Genomic DNA, 13,266 nt, shown 5'->3' with positions numbered 1-13,266 from the left:
CCATCAGTAACGAGCCAACGCTCAGACGGTGACGGCCACCTCGGCGACCTCGCCGTACTGGGCGACGACCTGGCGGTCGACCGGCTCCGCCTTCGGGGCCAGCGTGCGCAGCGTCCAGCTGCCCGGCGCCGCGAAGAACCGGAAGTGCCCGGTCGCCGACGTCGGCACCTCGGCGGTGAACTCACCAGAGGCGTCCAGCAGCCGCACGTACGCGCCGCTGACCGGCTCCTCACCGCGCAGGACCTGGCCCTGGATGACAGCTTCCTTGTCGACGTCCACGCCCTTGAGGTCGAGGCCGCCCTTTTTCGCTCCGCACATGTGTCAGGCCTTTCCGGGCTCGTCGCCGAGGGCAACGGGTACGCCGACCAGCGAACCCCACTCGGTCCAGGAACCGTCGTAGTTCTTCACGTTCGCCTGACCGAGGATCTCGTGCAGCACGAACCAGGTGTGCGCCGACCGCTCGCCGATGCGGCAGTAGGCGATGGTGTCCTTGCCGAAGTCGACGCCGGCGTCCGCGTACAGCTGCTTCAGCTCGTCGTCGCTCCGGAAGGTGCCGTCGTCGTTGGCGGCCTTGCTCCAGGGGATGTTCGCGGCGGTCGGGATGTGACCCGCACGCTGCGCCTGCTCCTGCGGCAGGTGGGCCGGGGCCAGCAGCCGGCCGGCGTACTCGTCCGGGCTGCGGACGTCGACCAGGTTCTTCACGTCGATGGCCTCGAGGACCTCGTCGCGGAAGGCGCGGATGTTCAGGTCCGGGTCCTGCGCGCTGTACTGGGTCGTCTCGCGCTTGACGACCTCGTCGGTCAGCTCGCGGCTGTCCAGCTCCCAGCGCTTGCGGCCGCCGTCGAGCAGCCGGACGTCACCGTGGCCGTACAGCTTGAAGTACCAGTACGCGTAGGCCGCGAACCAGTTGTTGTTGCCGCCGTACAGCACGACCGTGTCGTCGTTGGACACGCCGCGGTCGGACAGCAGCGCCTCGAACTGCTCCTTGTTGACGAAGTCCCGGCGGACGTGGTCCTGCAGGTCTTCCTTCCAGTCCAGCTTGATCGCACCGGCGATGTGGCCGGCGTCGTACGCCGAGACGTCTTCGTCGACCTCGATCAGGACGACACCGGCGTCGGTCTTGTGCTCCTCGACCCAGTCGGCCGAGACGAGAGCGGATTCCCTGCTCATTTGTGTGCTGCCTCTCAGTTGGTAGCGGTGGTTGGCGTACGAATGCGGTGGATCAGCAGATAGGCCTCGCAACCGAGGCAGAGCCCGACGGCCGCGTTCACGAACGCGGCGACCAGGGCGAATCCGGTGGCGACCACGCCGAGCAGGGTGACGCCGGTCAGATACCCGATCAGACCGGCGACCGCGAAGGCGAGGCCGACCAGCTGGGCGAACCGCGGCGGCGCCGCGTCCTCCAGCTCCTTGGGCGGACCCAGCCGGGGGCGGATCAGCCGCTTGAACAGCTGCCCGTACGGCGACGCCTGGACGCCGAACGCGACGGAGATCGCGAACACCACGGCCTGGAGCGCGAGCGGCCAGGCGCTGTTCAGGATCAACGTCAGCGCGAGCAGCACGGTGGTGACGCCCGCCGCGAACCGGAGTCCACGCGGGTCGACCTTGGTGGCTTGATGTGCCGTCTGATCGGACATGACGACTCCCGGAGGAGGAGATGGTTCGAGTCAGACCCGCCCGGATACGCGGGAGGCGACGTACGCGGAACCGTGCTCAGCTACCGGTCTCCGCAGCGCTCGGGACGCCGCCTGGTCAGCGGCGACGACACAGCGACGAGCGCATCCGGCAGTTGTCCACTGCCCTGCGCTTGGTCAGCCATGTCGTGTAAGCCACGGGATCGAGAGTACGGAAAGCGGGCGGGACCGCCACCCGTGGTCCCGAGTAATGAGACAACTGATCACATCGCGGACTAGGTCCTCACCACGTTGGTGCCGGCGACCTTGTCGTGCAGGGCCTGCTTCTTGTCGTCCCAGAGCGGCCAGAGGTAGTTGATCAGGCCGAGGAAGCTGAACAGAGTGCCGATCAACGGGATCACGCTGAGCATGCTGATCGCGGTGTCGAAGCCAACTCGCTTGGCCACCGCGGCTCCCGGCGGCGGCCCGGGCACGTCGCGCAGCCGGACCGCGATCCCGAGCGCCTTCTTGCCCAGGGTGGCCCCGCTGCGGGTGAGGAAGAGGTACTCGTACACGAACCCCACCGCCAGCCCGATGAGCACCGCCGGGATCATCCATTGGTACGCCTCGGCAGGCACCTGGAAACCTGGCGCTGTCGCACCGGCCGCGGCCGCGTCGATGGCCTCTTCCATCTGAGCCCACACGACCTGGAAGTACTGCCAGTAGAAGTACCCGGTGAACGGCAGGCCGATGATCCCGACGATGATCCCGTCGATCACTCGGGCGAACACCCGCCGCCACCAGCCGGACAGCGGCTGACCGTCGGGGGTGGCGTGCACCTTCAGGCCGGGGTAGCCATACCCCTGCCCGGTCTGCTGCGGATACGGCGGATACGGCTGCCCGGCCTGTGGCTGGCCGCCGTACTGACCCGCTGGTCCTGGCTGGGCGCCGCCGTACACCTGACCGTGCTGAGCCGGCTGCCCGAACCTCTCGCCGGCGGGCTGACCGTACTGGCCCTGGTACGGCGGTGGGCCCTGCCGCGGACGGCGATTGTCGGTCCACGCGCTGCCGTCCCAGTAGCGCTGCTGGGACTGGTCCTGGGGGTCGTCGTACCAACCGGCTGGAAAGCTCACCGCCAAAGCATCACCTAAGTAGCGACCCATCCGCCATTCGTTGGCAGTTAACGGACGCGGCTCAGCGGGGCGCGTGCTCGATCGCGGTCGCCAGCGCGGCGATCACGTCGGGCTTGCGGGGTGCACCGCTGGCGCGCTTGACGATCGCTCCGGTGCTGTCGAGCACCAGCGTCGTGGGGGTGCGCAAGATGTCCAGCCGGCGGACCAGCTCGAGATGCGCCTCCGCGTCGAGCTCGACATGCCGCACGCCGTCGACCATGCCCTCGACCTCGGCCAGCGTCCGCCGGGTCGCCCGGCACGGCGCGCAGAAGGCCGAGGAGAACTGCAGCAGCGTCGCGCGCTCGCCCAGCTCACCACCGACATCGGCTGCCGAAACCCGGTCCACGCTGTCCACCTCGTGCGCCTCTGTTCTCCGCAGCAGCCGAGTGCCCCGGAACCGCCCGTCGAGCTTGGATTTGAGCAGGCTGAGCACGACGCCGGCAACGACCGCGCCGACCAATACCCACATCCCCAGGCTCATGACAATCAAGAGTACGTCGCTGGTCTAAGGGCTCAAACGGTCGTTCATCCCTCGGACGGTTAGTCGTCGGGACGGCCGCGGAGGCGCTTGGTCTCGCCGCGGCGTTTCTTGTCGTCCAGCCGGCGGCGGACCGCGTTCTTGCTGGGCCTGGTCGGCCGCCGTGGCCGGGGCGGCGCCGCGATCGCGTCCCGGAGCAGCGCGGCCAGCCGGGTCCGGGCCGCCTCCCGGTTGCGCCACTGCGACTTGTGCTCCGACGCGGCCACGGTCAGTACGCCATTCACCAGCCGCGACTCGAGTCGCTCGAGCGCGCGAGCCCGCAGTACGTCGGACAGCGCCGTCGTACTGGCAACATCGAAACTCAGCTCGACCCGGCTGTCCGTCGTGTTGACCGACTGCCCGCCCGGACCGCTGGACCGTGAGAAGCGCCACTCCAACTCCGCATCCGGGATGACCACCCCGGTCCGCACCACCAGCCCGCTGTCCACGAGCACCATTCAACCGGACCCCTCGGTCGTTAGGCTGCTGCCCGTGCAGGAAACGGGGAGCGGGGGGAAGGACCGGGATGAAGAACTCCCGGACCTCCAGAACATCAAGGTGCGCGGCCGGTCGGTCCGGACGTGGGTCATCAGCGCCGGAGCGGTGCTGCTGGCGATCTCGGCCGCGTTCGGCGGTCTGAAGAAAGCGGCGGACGAGACACCGCGGGTTGACGCCGGTACGGCGATCGACGCCGGCCGGTACGAGGTGACGATCCAGCGCGTGGTCACGGTCGCCGATCTGAAGCCTCTGTTCACGCCAGACGAGGGCGGCGCGCTGATCGCGGTGGTGACCAAACTGAAGGTCACCGATGACATCGGTACGACGCCGTCCAGCGACCTGATCAGGCTGGTCGGCGTACCTGGGATCAAGGACACCGACGCGCCGCTGGGCACCACCAACCTCCGCGACGCAACCATGAATCCGGTGCTCACCCCCGGGTTCGCCGAGGACGTCGCCTACGTGTGGAAGTTGCCCAAGGCGACCGAGTTGCCGACGTCGGTCGAGCTCACGGTGCACGGGTACGACCATCAGGAGCAGTCGCTGCTGGACCACCACGAGAAGTGGCTGCCGGGCGAGGTCGCCGCTGAGAGCACCGTCGCGGTGAAGGACAACACGAAATGAGCACGCGCAAGCTGGTCAACGTGGCGCTCACGCTCGCCGTACTGGTCGCGATCGTCGGCCTGTACCGCCTCACCCCGACGCAAAAGGACATCCAGGAACCCACTGCGGTGAACGGAGTCGTCGGCCGCGCGGTGAAGACACCGCGGTTCGACCTGACCGTCGAGGGCGTCAGGGTCGGCCGCGCGTTGCGGCTCCCGGGCTCGTCGAAAGCACGTGACACCCTGTCGAACTTCGTCGTCGTGGACGCCGTGGTCACCTCGACCCGCGAGCCGATCCACCTGGCCTCGGTCCGGATCCAGGCCTCGGACGGGGTGGTCTATCTCGCTGCGAACCGCAGCGGTCTGGACCGGGTGGACCTGACCGGGTTCGAGTTCGCCCCGGACATCCCGGTGCGTGGGTCGTTCGTGGTCGAGCTACCGGCCGACAAGTTGCCTGGCGCAACCTTGCAGGTGATGGAGAAGGCGATCTTCAACGATCTGGAGCCGCAGGCAACGATCCCGCTCGGGGTCGACTCGGCGCCGACGGTCGAGGACGTGGTGTCGCTGACCCGGGCGAGCGAGTCATGACCGGCGCACGTCGGGCCCGGCGGGGCTGGTTCCGCAAGAACACCGCCGCGCTGAGCGCATTGGTCATCGCCATCCCACTGGCCGGCTGGTGGACCACTCGGAGCGACTACAAGTCCTGGTACGACGCTGAGCCGCGCGACCCCGTGGTCGTGGCCGCCGGCGGGACGTCGTACGCGGGAGCCACCTGGTACGCCGCCAGCGTCGAGGTGGATCCGCAGCCGCGCGCAGGCCGGCAGGCTGATCCCACACCGGCCGGAACCACGCGAGTCCGCGTGTACTTCCGTCTGCAGGTCTCCGACTTGGCAGCACTGGAGGGACTCGGCGGCTGCCGGCCTCAGCTCCGTGCGGCGGACGGACGGGTGTGGAACGACTCAGCATCGGCCGGTGACTTCCAGGACCGGCCTTCCGGCTGCACAGGTGGGGACGACTCGAAGCCGCAGAGCTGGCGTGGCGCGGCTGCGCAGTACTACCTGAAGCCGGTGGCCGGTAAGCCATTCGAGACGGTCGCGGTGTTCGTCGTACCGTCGTCTGTCGCTTCGAGCGTGGAGCCGACGCTCACGTGGGCTACGAGGCTCCCTCAGTACTTGGTATTCCCGAGGTAGCCGCGGACAAGTCGGTCACACCGTGGTCGCCCTCAGGCTGCTCGTACACTGCGCGGGTCCGCGGGGTCAGGTAGCCGGCCAGGCCGCCGATCATCCGGTCGTACGCGGCCGCCAGCAGACTGACCTGGAGCATGATCTTCAGCCCCTCGGTGACCAGGCTCAGCGGCTCGTCGACGACCTGCCAGAACTGCAGCGAGTGCGGGCCGAGCACCCACAGCTTCAGCGCGATCCACACCCCGCTGGCCGCGAACGTCACGACCGCCCAGGCCAGGAAGTACCCGAGCATCGGCCGCAACCCGGACCGCACCACCAGCCGGAACGCGTCCATCACCGGTGTCCACCGGTCCCGCCAGTCCGACACCACCGAGTTGCCGGCCGCCTGGACGATCCGCGGCGTCCGCTGCCAGCGATTGGTGATCCGGTCGAACCGCCAGCGCGGCTGCGCCTTCTCCACCTTGTGCACCGCCCGGCCGTAGATCACCGCGGTCATCGTGATCCACATCAGCGGCAGCACCGCGGCGTTCCACAGATCACCGATGCCGGCAGCAACGAACCCGGTGACCGCATCCCAGACCTCACGGACCTGGTCGATCCCCAGCGCGTGGTCCAGCAACCAGCCGTATCCGTCCTTCAGCCACAGCCAGACCTGCCGCTCCTGCAGCCACGTCTTCGGCGACGGGATGAACGACGTTGCCTGGTACGCCACCACGAAGATCCACAACGCCTCGAGATACGTGACGAACAGCTTCCGGACCGGGCCCTCCTTCTCCCGCTTCCACTTCTTGAACAGCAACCGGAGCAGGTACGCCGACGCACCCAGCCCGATGAACAGCCAGGTCGACAACGACTGCAGCCCCTCGGACTCCTGCCCAGCCGACCCGCCGGTCAAGACCGCCGCCACTGTCTCGTTCACCTTGTGAACAGCCAGTTGGTACTCGTAGTCGAGCGCCTCAGCCTGCAGGAACTTGTACGCCGCGTAGAACGCCAGGAACGGCAGCAACGCCGCCGCAAGCGCATCCAGCGCCCGATGCTCGATGCCCGGCTCCACCCCGTCGGGCGCCAGCATGCCCTCGCTCACCGCCCGCTTGTGGAACGGCAGCTCGCCCCTGAGCACCAGGAACATCGCGACGTACATCGCCAGCGAGACCACCACCAGCAACGCCAGCACAGCGATCCCGGCCGCCTCGGCCTTGGCCCCCGCCTGCACAGCCACCCACTGCAGCCCCCGATGCGCCAGTTGCGCAATCAGAAATACAGCCAGCAACCGAGGCCAAGCCCTCGCAAACAATCCCCCAGCCCGCCCCACCGTAGTGAGCAGGCTCCCCGTATCCGCCGCCACGCCCCGAAATCTACCTCCCGACAGCGTCACCCCTGCCCGGAAACCAGAAAAGCCGCCGGAGCGTGGGCTCCGGCGGCTTCTGGACTGTCAGACGGTGGCGTCCGCGGTTTCGCGGGTGGTGGTGGGCGGGATGACGAAGCGGTAACCGACGTTGCGGACCGTTCCGATCAGCGCCTCGTGCTCCGGGCCGAGCTTCGCGCGCAACCGCCGTACATGGACGTCGACCGTCCGCGTACCACCGAAGTAGTCGTACCCCCACACCTCCTGCAGCAGCTGCTCCCGGGTGAACACCCGCCCCGGATGCTGCGCGAGGAACTTGAACAGCTCGAACTCCTTGTAGGTGAGATCGAGCGCCCGCCCGTTCAGCTTCGCCGTATACGACGCCTCGTCGATCACGACGTCGCCGCTGCGGATCAGCGTGGTGTCGGGGTCCTCGTTCCGCGCCGCGGCGAGCCGGCCGATGACCAGCCGCAGCCGGGCCTCGATCTCGGCCGGGCCGGCCGTGTCCAGCAGGACGTCGTCGGCGCCCCAGTCGGCGTTGACCGCGGTCAGGCCGCCCTCGGTGACGACCAGGATCAGCGGTACGTCGACCCCGGTGGTCCGGATCAGGCGGGACACGCCACGCACCGCGACCAGGTCACGGCGGGCGTCGAGCAGGACGGCATCCGCGTCCGGGGCGTCGACCAGTGCGGCGACCTCGGCGGGCAGGATCCGGATCTGGTGCGGCAGCAGGGCGAGCGAGGGCAGCACCTCGGTGGAGGCCTGCAACGCGTTCGTCAGCAGAAGCAACGTACTCACGCTGTCTCCTTGTGCTGGTCGTCGGATCCCCGGTAAGCGATCCGGTCCTTTTGCACGTCAGGCCCCAGCGGCGTCGTTGCCGGGGGCCTGAGTCACACTGGAAAGCAAGAGCAAGCTGACATAATAGCGGAAGACTTAACCGATTAGTGAGGCGTTCTCTCAGATGCCGGAAGTCACCATCAGGTACTTTGCCGCCGCCCGGGCCGCGGCAGGCGAATCCTCCGCGACCGCCGACGCCGCCTCGATCCGCGATCTGATCGGCACCGTCTCCGCCGACCGGCCCGATCTCGCCCGCGTTCTCGGCATCTGCACGTTCCTCCTCGACGGCCAGCGCGCCGACCCCGCCACCCCGCTCCACGCGGGCGCACTGGTTGACGCCCTCCCGCCGTTCGCCGGCGGCTGAGCCGAGTCCTGAGCGCTCAGAGCAGGAACTTGAGCAGGACGAAGGTGAGCGCGACGGCCGTGCACAGGGCCGCCTTCCCGGATCCGAACCCCCGCCGCAGCGCAGTACCGAACACCGCGACGGTGAGCGGCACCAACATCACCAGCAGCGTCACGCCGGCCGCGTGAACGCCGACGTGCGACCGTGCGGTCAGCACCAGACCGAGAACCATCGCGAACGTGAGCCCCAGCCACGTCGTGAGCTGGATCGGCCCGTCAGCACTGCGATGCCCGCGATGCGACGCGCGGGTCGCACGGCGATGCGAAGTCGGAGCAACGTGCGCCATCGGTCACCTTCCGTGAAAGACCGAATACGCAAGGTACCAGCAACCCCCAAGAACCAAAAACCTGCCCGCTCAACAGCTCACACCGCTTCACCTCCGAGCCATCCAGGCGTCACCGGCCCCGGAGAACCAGGTCCAGGGAGAGCGTTCGCGACGAGGCCGGTCACGCAGCACGCGCGAGCTCGCCCGCACACCTGCGCAGTACGCGCGAGCTCGCCCGCGCATCTGATCGTGAACGGCGGCCGTCCGGCCGCGCCGGGGTCAGCTCGCCTCGCATCGCCGCGCGGCACGGAGCTGACGGCTCAGTCCACGGCCCGGTACGTCGCACCGAGACATCGGACCCCGTGCTGCTGCCATGCGGCCGACGACCTGCCCGGCCCGGCGGATGATCGTCACGTGCCGACGTCGTACTGCTTCATGTCCCGATGTCGTTCACGCTGCAGGTGTTCGTCATCGTCGGCAGTGTCACCGGTGCGGTCGTACACCGGGGCCGGCACGCCCAGTCGCATCGTCCCCCGGGTCGCATCGTCCCCCGTCCGCCCTCCAGCCCCATGCGGACGTAGCGTCCGACCCTTTGCGGGCGTGGTCGACGCTCCCACTCGTGCTGTCCGGGAGCGCCGGTACGCCGTGGGTCGGCGGCGTACCGGCGTACGTCCGACGCTCTCTGACTCAGGTACGCCGGTTGGCGGCGCACCGGAGGCAGCTCAGGAGCCGGTGGAGATGCGGTCGGTGGCGACCGGGGTGTACGGGTCGTGGGCGGTCAGGTAGTTGGCGAAGGCATCGATGTCGAGGCCGCCGAAGAACTTGTTCGTCGCCGTGGTGAAGGCCGGGAAGCCGTCGCCGCCGTCGGAGAGGAAGTTGTTCGTGACGATCCGGTACGTCGTACCGTCCACCAGCGGCTGGCCGGCGATCTTGATCGAACCGGGGACCACCTTCGCCCCCGCGGTCGCGGCCGGGTTCCAGGTGTAGGTGATGCCGGCGACCTGGAGCACCTTGAACTTCGGTGCTTCCGGACCGTTCACGCCGGAGAACTGCTGCTCCAGCAGGGCCTTGATCTGCGTACCGGTCATGTCCATCGACACCAGGAAGTTGTTGAAGGGCTGCACGGTGAACGCCTGCCCGAAGGTGACCTCCCCAGCGTTAGACGCGAGGTCGGCGCGAATGCCACCCGGGTTCATGAACGCCACCACCGGGGTCTTCCCGCCTGTCACCACCGACGGGTCGGCGAGCTGAGCGTCGGCGATCAGGTTGCCCAATGGCGATTCGAGCGACTCGTCCGGGGTCCGCGACACCGACGTGGTGGTCAGATGCCCGATCACCTTGTTGGCGATCGGCGCGACCAGCGTCTGGTACTTGCTGATCAGCGCGCTGGTCCGGGCGTCCTTGGCCACATCCTGGGTGACGATCTGGTTATTGGCGACCGTGTTCGCCCGGTCGACGTCACCGGTCGTGTTGTCGATGCTCAGCCGCACCTCGGTCACGAGCTTGCCGAACGAGGACGCGCTGGTGACGAGCCGCGGCTGGCCGGCCTTGTCCGGCAACGTGCAGTTGTAGCCCTGGTGGGTGTGGCCGGAGATGATCGTGTCGATCTCCGGGTCCAGGCCGGCGTTGATGTCGACGATCGGGCCGGAGATCCCCGGGCAACTGTTGTACGCGCGCGGGTCGGCCGGGAAGCCACCCTCGTGCAGCAGCACGACGATCGACTCGACCCCCTTCTTCTTCAGGATCGGGACCAGTTTGTTCGCGGTCTCGATCTCGTCGGTGAAGGTCAGGCCCTCGACACCGGCCTTGGTGACGATGTTCGGCGTGTTCTCCAGCGTCATGCCGATGAACCCGACCTTGCGGCCGTCCTTGAAGGTCTTGATCTTGTACGGCGCGAACAGCGTCTGCTGGGTGTTCTCGAAGTAGACGTTCGCCGCCAGGTACTTGAACTTCGCACCCGTGAAGGGCTGCTGCGGATCGGGGCAGGAGTTCTGGTTGTTCTGCCCGTCGCCGTCCGGGAGGCAGCCACCGGACTGCATCCGGAGCAACTCGCGCCAGCCCTCGTCGAACTCGTGGTTACCGACGGAGGCGACCTCCAGACCCATCCCGCTCAACGCCTCGACCGTCGGCTCGTCGTGGAACGCGGCCGACAACAGCGGCGAGGCGCCGATCAGGTCACCCGCGGCGACGGTGACGGACTCCTGGCCCTTGGCCGCGGCGGCCGCGCGCATCTGCTTCAGGTGCGTCGCGAGGAACTCCGCGCCACCGGCAGGCGTGCCGTTGACGTTCCCGCTCGAACTGGTCGGGCTGTTCGGCGCCAGGTTGCCGTGGAAATCGTTGATGGCGAGTAGCTGGATCTGGGTGTGCGTCGGCTTGGGTTTCGCCGTCGTCGCTGCCTGGGTCACGGTTCCCCCCGTGGCCAAGCCGAGTACCGCGGCCGTCCCCGCGGCGAGCAGGCCGATCGCCCGCCGTCCCCGCAGCCACGTTTTGTCTCGTCCTGTGAAGGCCATGTCTACTCCGTCGTAGTCTCGGTCACCGCTGGTGTGCGGTGCCGCGAAAATTACCCGACCCGGCGCGGCCTCTCCAAGGACCTGAGCAGGAACTGACCCGGACCTTTTACGGTATTCGAGTGACCCTCGAAGCCGTACCCTCACCGTTGCCCTCGGCCACCGCCTCCGCCGTGACGGAACTCGCCCACGCCGCAGCACAGAGCGACGGCGTGAATCCACTGTCGGAGCGCACCCTGCTCCACCTCGACGGCGAACACCCTGGCGACCTCCACGTCCTCGCGTACGAAGGCGACCCGGGCACGATCGAGGTCTCCGGCCTCCAGAGCGCCCGAAACCTGATCGGGTACGGCGCCCTGTCACCTGACGGCTCCGCCGAACTGGTGGTCTCCCCCGCAGCCAGACGACAGGGCACCGGTACGGCGCTACTACGCATGCTGCTCGATCACGGTGGCGCCCGGCTCCGCGTCTGGGCACACGGGCGACTCCCAGGCAGCGATGAGCTCGCAGCACGACTGGGTCTGGAAGTCAGCCGGGAGCTGTACTTCCTCCGCCGTACCAGAGCCCCGCTGCCCGAACCGGTCTGGCCGGACGGGATCGCCGTACGGGCGTTCGTACCCGGGCAGGACGAGGCTGCGTGGCTGGAGGTGAACAGCCAGGCGTTTGCGAACCACCCGGAGCAGGGCAGTTGGACCTCGTCCGATCTGGCCGAACGTCTTCAGCAGCCGTGGTTCGACCCGGCCGGCTTCTTCCTGGCGGTGGACTCAGCGAGTGGCGCGCTGGCCGGCTTCCACTGGACGAAGGTCGAGGAAGGAATCGGTGAGGTGTACGTCGTCGGCGTATCCCCCAGCTACCAGGGCAGCGGCCTCGGCAAGGCCCTGACCCTCCAGGGTCTGCACCACTTGCAGGAGGAACGCGGCCTCGAGACCGTCGTGCTGTACGTCGACGGCACCAACACCGCCGCCCGTCGCCTCTACACCGCTCTCGGCTTCACCACAGCCGCCCTGGACGTCCAGTTCGCGCCCACCACCCCACTGTGAACGGCATCACAGCGAATCCACCCGATCACTTCGCGTCATAAACCCCGCCGCCCCCCGTCTCACCATCAGCCAGGAGCCGTCCGAGCCTCTAACCCCCCAGCCGGGCGGCTCCTGGCCCCAACCATTTATCCACAGCCGCACCTTCGCCATCCCAAGCCGCTCCCACCCGCAGTTAGGGGTTGAGGGTTTGGCGGAGGTGGGTTGTTAGGGCGTTGTGGGCGGTTCGGGTGGGGCCGGGGAGGGTTAGTAGGTTGCTGTGGCCGTGGGTCAGGGAGGGGTGGAAGGCGTGGGTTACGGGGACGCCGGCTGATTTGAGGGCTTCGGCGTACTGGTTGCCTTCGTCGCGGAGGGGGTCGAAGCCGCCGGTGGTGATGTAGGCGGGCGGTAGGCCGGTGAGGTCTTCGGCCAGTAGCGGGGACACGAGTGGGTCGGGGCGGATGGCGGGGTCCGGGGTGTAGTGGTCTCGGTACCAGATGATGTCGGCCTCGGTGAGGATGAAGCCTTCGCCGAAGAGGTCTCGGCTGGGGCGGCGGCCGACCAGGTCGAGGGCGGGGTAGAGAAGCACCTGGAGGGCGGGTCGCGGGAGATCGCGGCGGACGCACTGCTGGGCCACGACGGCGGCCAGGTTTCCGCCGGCGCTGTCGCCACCGACGGCCACGAGCCCAGGATCCACACCGAGATCGGGAGCGTTGTCGACGGCCCAGGTGAAGGCGGCGATGGCGTCCTCGGCGGCGGTCGGGGCCGGGGCCTCCGGGGCGAGGCGGTACTCGACCGACAGCACCCGGATGCCCGCATCGTCGGCGAGGGCTCGGCAGAGCGCGTCGTGGGTGTCGAGGTCGCCGACGACCCAGCCGCCGCCGTGGAAGAAGACCAGCAGGCCGCGGCCGGGGTCACGCGGTACGTAGAGGCGGGCGCCGAGTTGACCGTCGGCGCCGCGGACCGTGAGTTCGGTCACGCGCTGTAGCTCGCGCGGGTGACCCGAGATCAGCCGGCACAAGGTCTTCAGGTGCGCGCGGGCCTTGGCCGCCTCGGTTTTGGGTGCGTTCGGCAACAATCCCTCGACCCGCAGGAGCAGCTGCAACTCCGGGTCGAGGACGTTGCCGTCGATCTGGATCGGTGCGCCGGCGAGGCGGCGCCGGACGGCCGTGGGCAGCGCGTACAGCGGCGTCAGGGCGTTCGCCTGTACGGCGGTCGTCGCGCCGCGGAGCAGCGAGTCCAGTCGTGGGTTCACAAGGAGTGACGCTAGCAACAGAAGCGGCAACGGCGGCAACCGCGATCGACAT

At 68.4% G+C, this 13,266-nt stretch carries 16 protein-coding genes; 5 read left to right on the top strand and 11 right to left on the bottom strand.

The window, feature by feature from the left end; genetic code table 11:
* Nucleotides 1-21: 21 nt before the first annotated feature.
* The 6 genes from V9K99_RS22415 to arfB form a co-directional block, all read right to left on the bottom strand.
* Entirely contained in the window at nucleotides 22-318 is a 297-nt protein-coding gene (locus V9K99_RS22415; protein WP_337010173.1) for a DUF1416 domain-containing protein, read from the bottom strand.
* A gap of 3 nt (nucleotides 319-321) precedes the next feature.
* Nucleotides 322-1,170 (bottom strand): sulfurtransferase, encoded by an 849-nt coding sequence (locus V9K99_RS22410; RefSeq protein WP_337010175.1) that lies wholly within the window; start codon nucleotides 1,168-1,170, stop codon nucleotides 322-324.
* Between the two features lie 14 nt (nucleotides 1,171-1,184).
* Entirely contained in the window at nucleotides 1,185-1,637 is a 453-nt protein-coding gene (locus V9K99_RS22405; RefSeq protein ID WP_337010177.1) for a DUF4395 domain-containing protein, read from the bottom strand.
* 272 nt (nucleotides 1,638-1,909) lie between these two features.
* A complete protein-coding gene (locus V9K99_RS22400; protein WP_337010179.1) occupies nucleotides 1,910-2,746 on the bottom strand; it encodes an RDD family protein in 837 nt (278 codons plus the stop codon).
* 61 nt (nucleotides 2,747-2,807) lie between these two features.
* Nucleotides 2,808-3,266 (bottom strand): TlpA family protein disulfide reductase, encoded by a 459-nt coding sequence (locus V9K99_RS22395; RefSeq protein ID WP_337010181.1) that lies wholly within the window; start codon nucleotides 3,264-3,266, stop codon nucleotides 2,808-2,810.
* A 59-nt stretch (nucleotides 3,267-3,325) separates the two neighbouring features.
* On the bottom strand, nucleotides 3,326-3,760 hold the full coding sequence (gene arfB, locus V9K99_RS22390; RefSeq protein WP_337010183.1) for an alternative ribosome rescue aminoacyl-tRNA hydrolase ArfB: 435 nt from the start codon (nucleotides 3,758-3,760) through the stop codon (nucleotides 3,326-3,328).
* Nucleotides 3,761-3,794: 34 nt separating this feature from the next.
* On the opposite strand from arfB, the gene V9K99_RS22385 reads away from it, so the two are divergent.
* The 3 genes from V9K99_RS22385 to V9K99_RS22375 are packed head-to-tail and all read left to right on the top strand — an operon-like array spanning nucleotide 3,795 to nucleotide 5,592.
* Nucleotides 3,795-4,424 carry a hypothetical protein gene (locus tag V9K99_RS22385; protein ID WP_337010185.1) on the top strand — a complete coding sequence of 210 codons (630 nt, stop codon included), beginning with the start codon at nucleotides 3,795-3,797 and terminating at the stop codon, nucleotides 4,422-4,424.
* Nucleotides 4,421-4,990: a hypothetical protein gene (locus V9K99_RS22380; protein WP_337010187.1), complete on the top strand. Its 570-nt coding sequence runs from the start codon at nucleotides 4,421-4,423 to the stop codon at nucleotides 4,988-4,990. Before V9K99_RS22385 ends, V9K99_RS22380 begins: the two co-directional genes overlap by 4 nt.
* Nucleotides 4,987-5,592 (top strand): hypothetical protein, encoded by a 606-nt coding sequence (locus V9K99_RS22375; protein ID WP_337010188.1) that lies wholly within the window; start codon nucleotides 4,987-4,989, stop codon nucleotides 5,590-5,592. Before V9K99_RS22380 ends, V9K99_RS22375 begins: the two co-directional genes overlap by 4 nt.
* Here the strand turns inward: V9K99_RS22375 and V9K99_RS22370 are convergent.
* Together V9K99_RS22370 and V9K99_RS22365 are read right to left on the bottom strand one after the other, a co-directional pair.
* Nucleotides 5,555-6,805 carry a hypothetical protein gene (locus tag V9K99_RS22370; RefSeq protein ID WP_337010190.1) on the bottom strand — a complete coding sequence of 417 codons (1,251 nt, stop codon included), beginning with the start codon at nucleotides 6,803-6,805 and terminating at the stop codon, nucleotides 5,555-5,557. The two genes, V9K99_RS22375 and V9K99_RS22370, sit on opposite strands and share 38 nt — an antisense overlap.
* Nucleotides 6,806-7,018: 213 nt before the next feature.
* Nucleotides 7,019-7,729: a winged helix-turn-helix transcriptional regulator gene (locus tag V9K99_RS22365; protein WP_337010192.1), complete on the bottom strand. Its 711-nt coding sequence runs from the start codon at nucleotides 7,727-7,729 to the stop codon at nucleotides 7,019-7,021.
* A gap of 163 nt (nucleotides 7,730-7,892) precedes the next feature.
* On the opposite strand from V9K99_RS22365, the gene V9K99_RS22360 reads away from it, so the two are divergent.
* On the top strand, nucleotides 7,893-8,132 hold the full coding sequence (locus V9K99_RS22360) for a MoaD/ThiS family protein (RefSeq protein ID WP_337010194.1): 240 nt from the start codon (nucleotides 7,893-7,895) through the stop codon (nucleotides 8,130-8,132).
* A gap of 16 nt (nucleotides 8,133-8,148) precedes the next feature.
* Here V9K99_RS22360 and V9K99_RS22355 read toward each other — a convergent pair whose 3' ends face one another.
* Nucleotides 8,149-8,457, bottom strand: coding sequence for a hypothetical protein (locus V9K99_RS22355; protein WP_337010196.1), 309 nt, complete (start codon nucleotides 8,455-8,457; stop codon nucleotides 8,149-8,151).
* A 701-nt stretch (nucleotides 8,458-9,158) separates the two neighbouring features.
* The gene (locus tag V9K99_RS22350; protein ID WP_337010198.1) at nucleotides 9,159-10,946 is read right to left on the bottom strand and encodes a bifunctional metallophosphatase/5'-nucleotidase; all 1,788 of its coding nucleotides are present in this window, start codon (nucleotides 10,944-10,946) and stop codon (nucleotides 9,159-9,161) included.
* A 119-nt stretch (nucleotides 10,947-11,065) separates the two neighbouring features.
* On the opposite strand from V9K99_RS22350, the gene mshD reads away from it, so the two are divergent.
* On the top strand, nucleotides 11,066-11,983 hold the full coding sequence (gene mshD, locus V9K99_RS22345; protein WP_337010199.1) for a mycothiol synthase: 918 nt from the start codon (nucleotides 11,066-11,068) through the stop codon (nucleotides 11,981-11,983).
* Between the two features lie 172 nt (nucleotides 11,984-12,155).
* On the opposite strand, the gene V9K99_RS22340 is transcribed toward mshD, so the two are convergent.
* A complete protein-coding gene (locus V9K99_RS22340; RefSeq protein ID WP_337010200.1) occupies nucleotides 12,156-13,214 on the bottom strand; it encodes an alpha/beta hydrolase in 1,059 nt (352 codons plus the stop codon).
* Between the last annotated feature and the right edge of the window lie 52 nt (nucleotides 13,215-13,266).

This window comes from Kribbella sp. CCNWLW201 (assembly GCF_037203805.1).
Lineage (GTDB): Bacteria > Actinomycetota > Actinomycetes > Propionibacteriales > Kribbellaceae > Kribbella.
The sequence above is the reverse complement of the archived record's forward strand: the minus strand, read 5'-3'. Positions and strand labels throughout refer to the sequence as shown.

Excerpts from the sequence above, each read along its gene's own strand:
- V9K99_RS22355 (WP_337010196.1), bottom strand. The coding sequence starts at position 8,457 with ATGGCGCACGTTGCTCCGACTTCGCATCGCCGTGCGACCCGCGCGTCG.
- arfB (WP_337010183.1), bottom strand. The coding sequence starts at position 3,760 with ATGGTGCTCGTGGACAGCGGGCTGGTGGTGCGGACCGGGGTGGTCATC.
- V9K99_RS22405 (WP_337010177.1), bottom strand. The coding sequence starts at position 1,637 with ATGTCCGATCAGACGGCACATCAAGCCACCAAGGTCGACCCGCGTGGA.
- V9K99_RS22410 (WP_337010175.1), bottom strand. The coding sequence starts at position 1,170 with ATGAGCAGGGAATCCGCTCTCGTCTCGGCCGACTGGGTCGAGGAGCAC.
- V9K99_RS22380 (WP_337010187.1), top strand. The coding sequence starts at position 4,421 with ATGAGCACGCGCAAGCTGGTCAACGTGGCGCTCACGCTCGCCGTACTG.
- V9K99_RS22415 (WP_337010173.1), bottom strand. The coding sequence starts at position 318 with ATGTGCGGAGCGAAAAAGGGCGGCCTCGACCTCAAGGGCGTGGACGTC.
- V9K99_RS22375 (WP_337010188.1), top strand. The coding sequence starts at position 4,987 with ATGACCGGCGCACGTCGGGCCCGGCGGGGCTGGTTCCGCAAGAACACC.
- V9K99_RS22360 (WP_337010194.1), top strand. The coding sequence starts at position 7,893 with ATGCCGGAAGTCACCATCAGGTACTTTGCCGCCGCCCGGGCCGCGGCA.
- V9K99_RS22350 (WP_337010198.1), bottom strand. The coding sequence starts at position 10,946 with ATGGCCTTCACAGGACGAGACAAAACGTGGCTGCGGGGACGGCGGGCG.
- V9K99_RS22395 (WP_337010181.1), bottom strand. The coding sequence starts at position 3,266 with ATGAGCCTGGGGATGTGGGTATTGGTCGGCGCGGTCGTTGCCGGCGTC.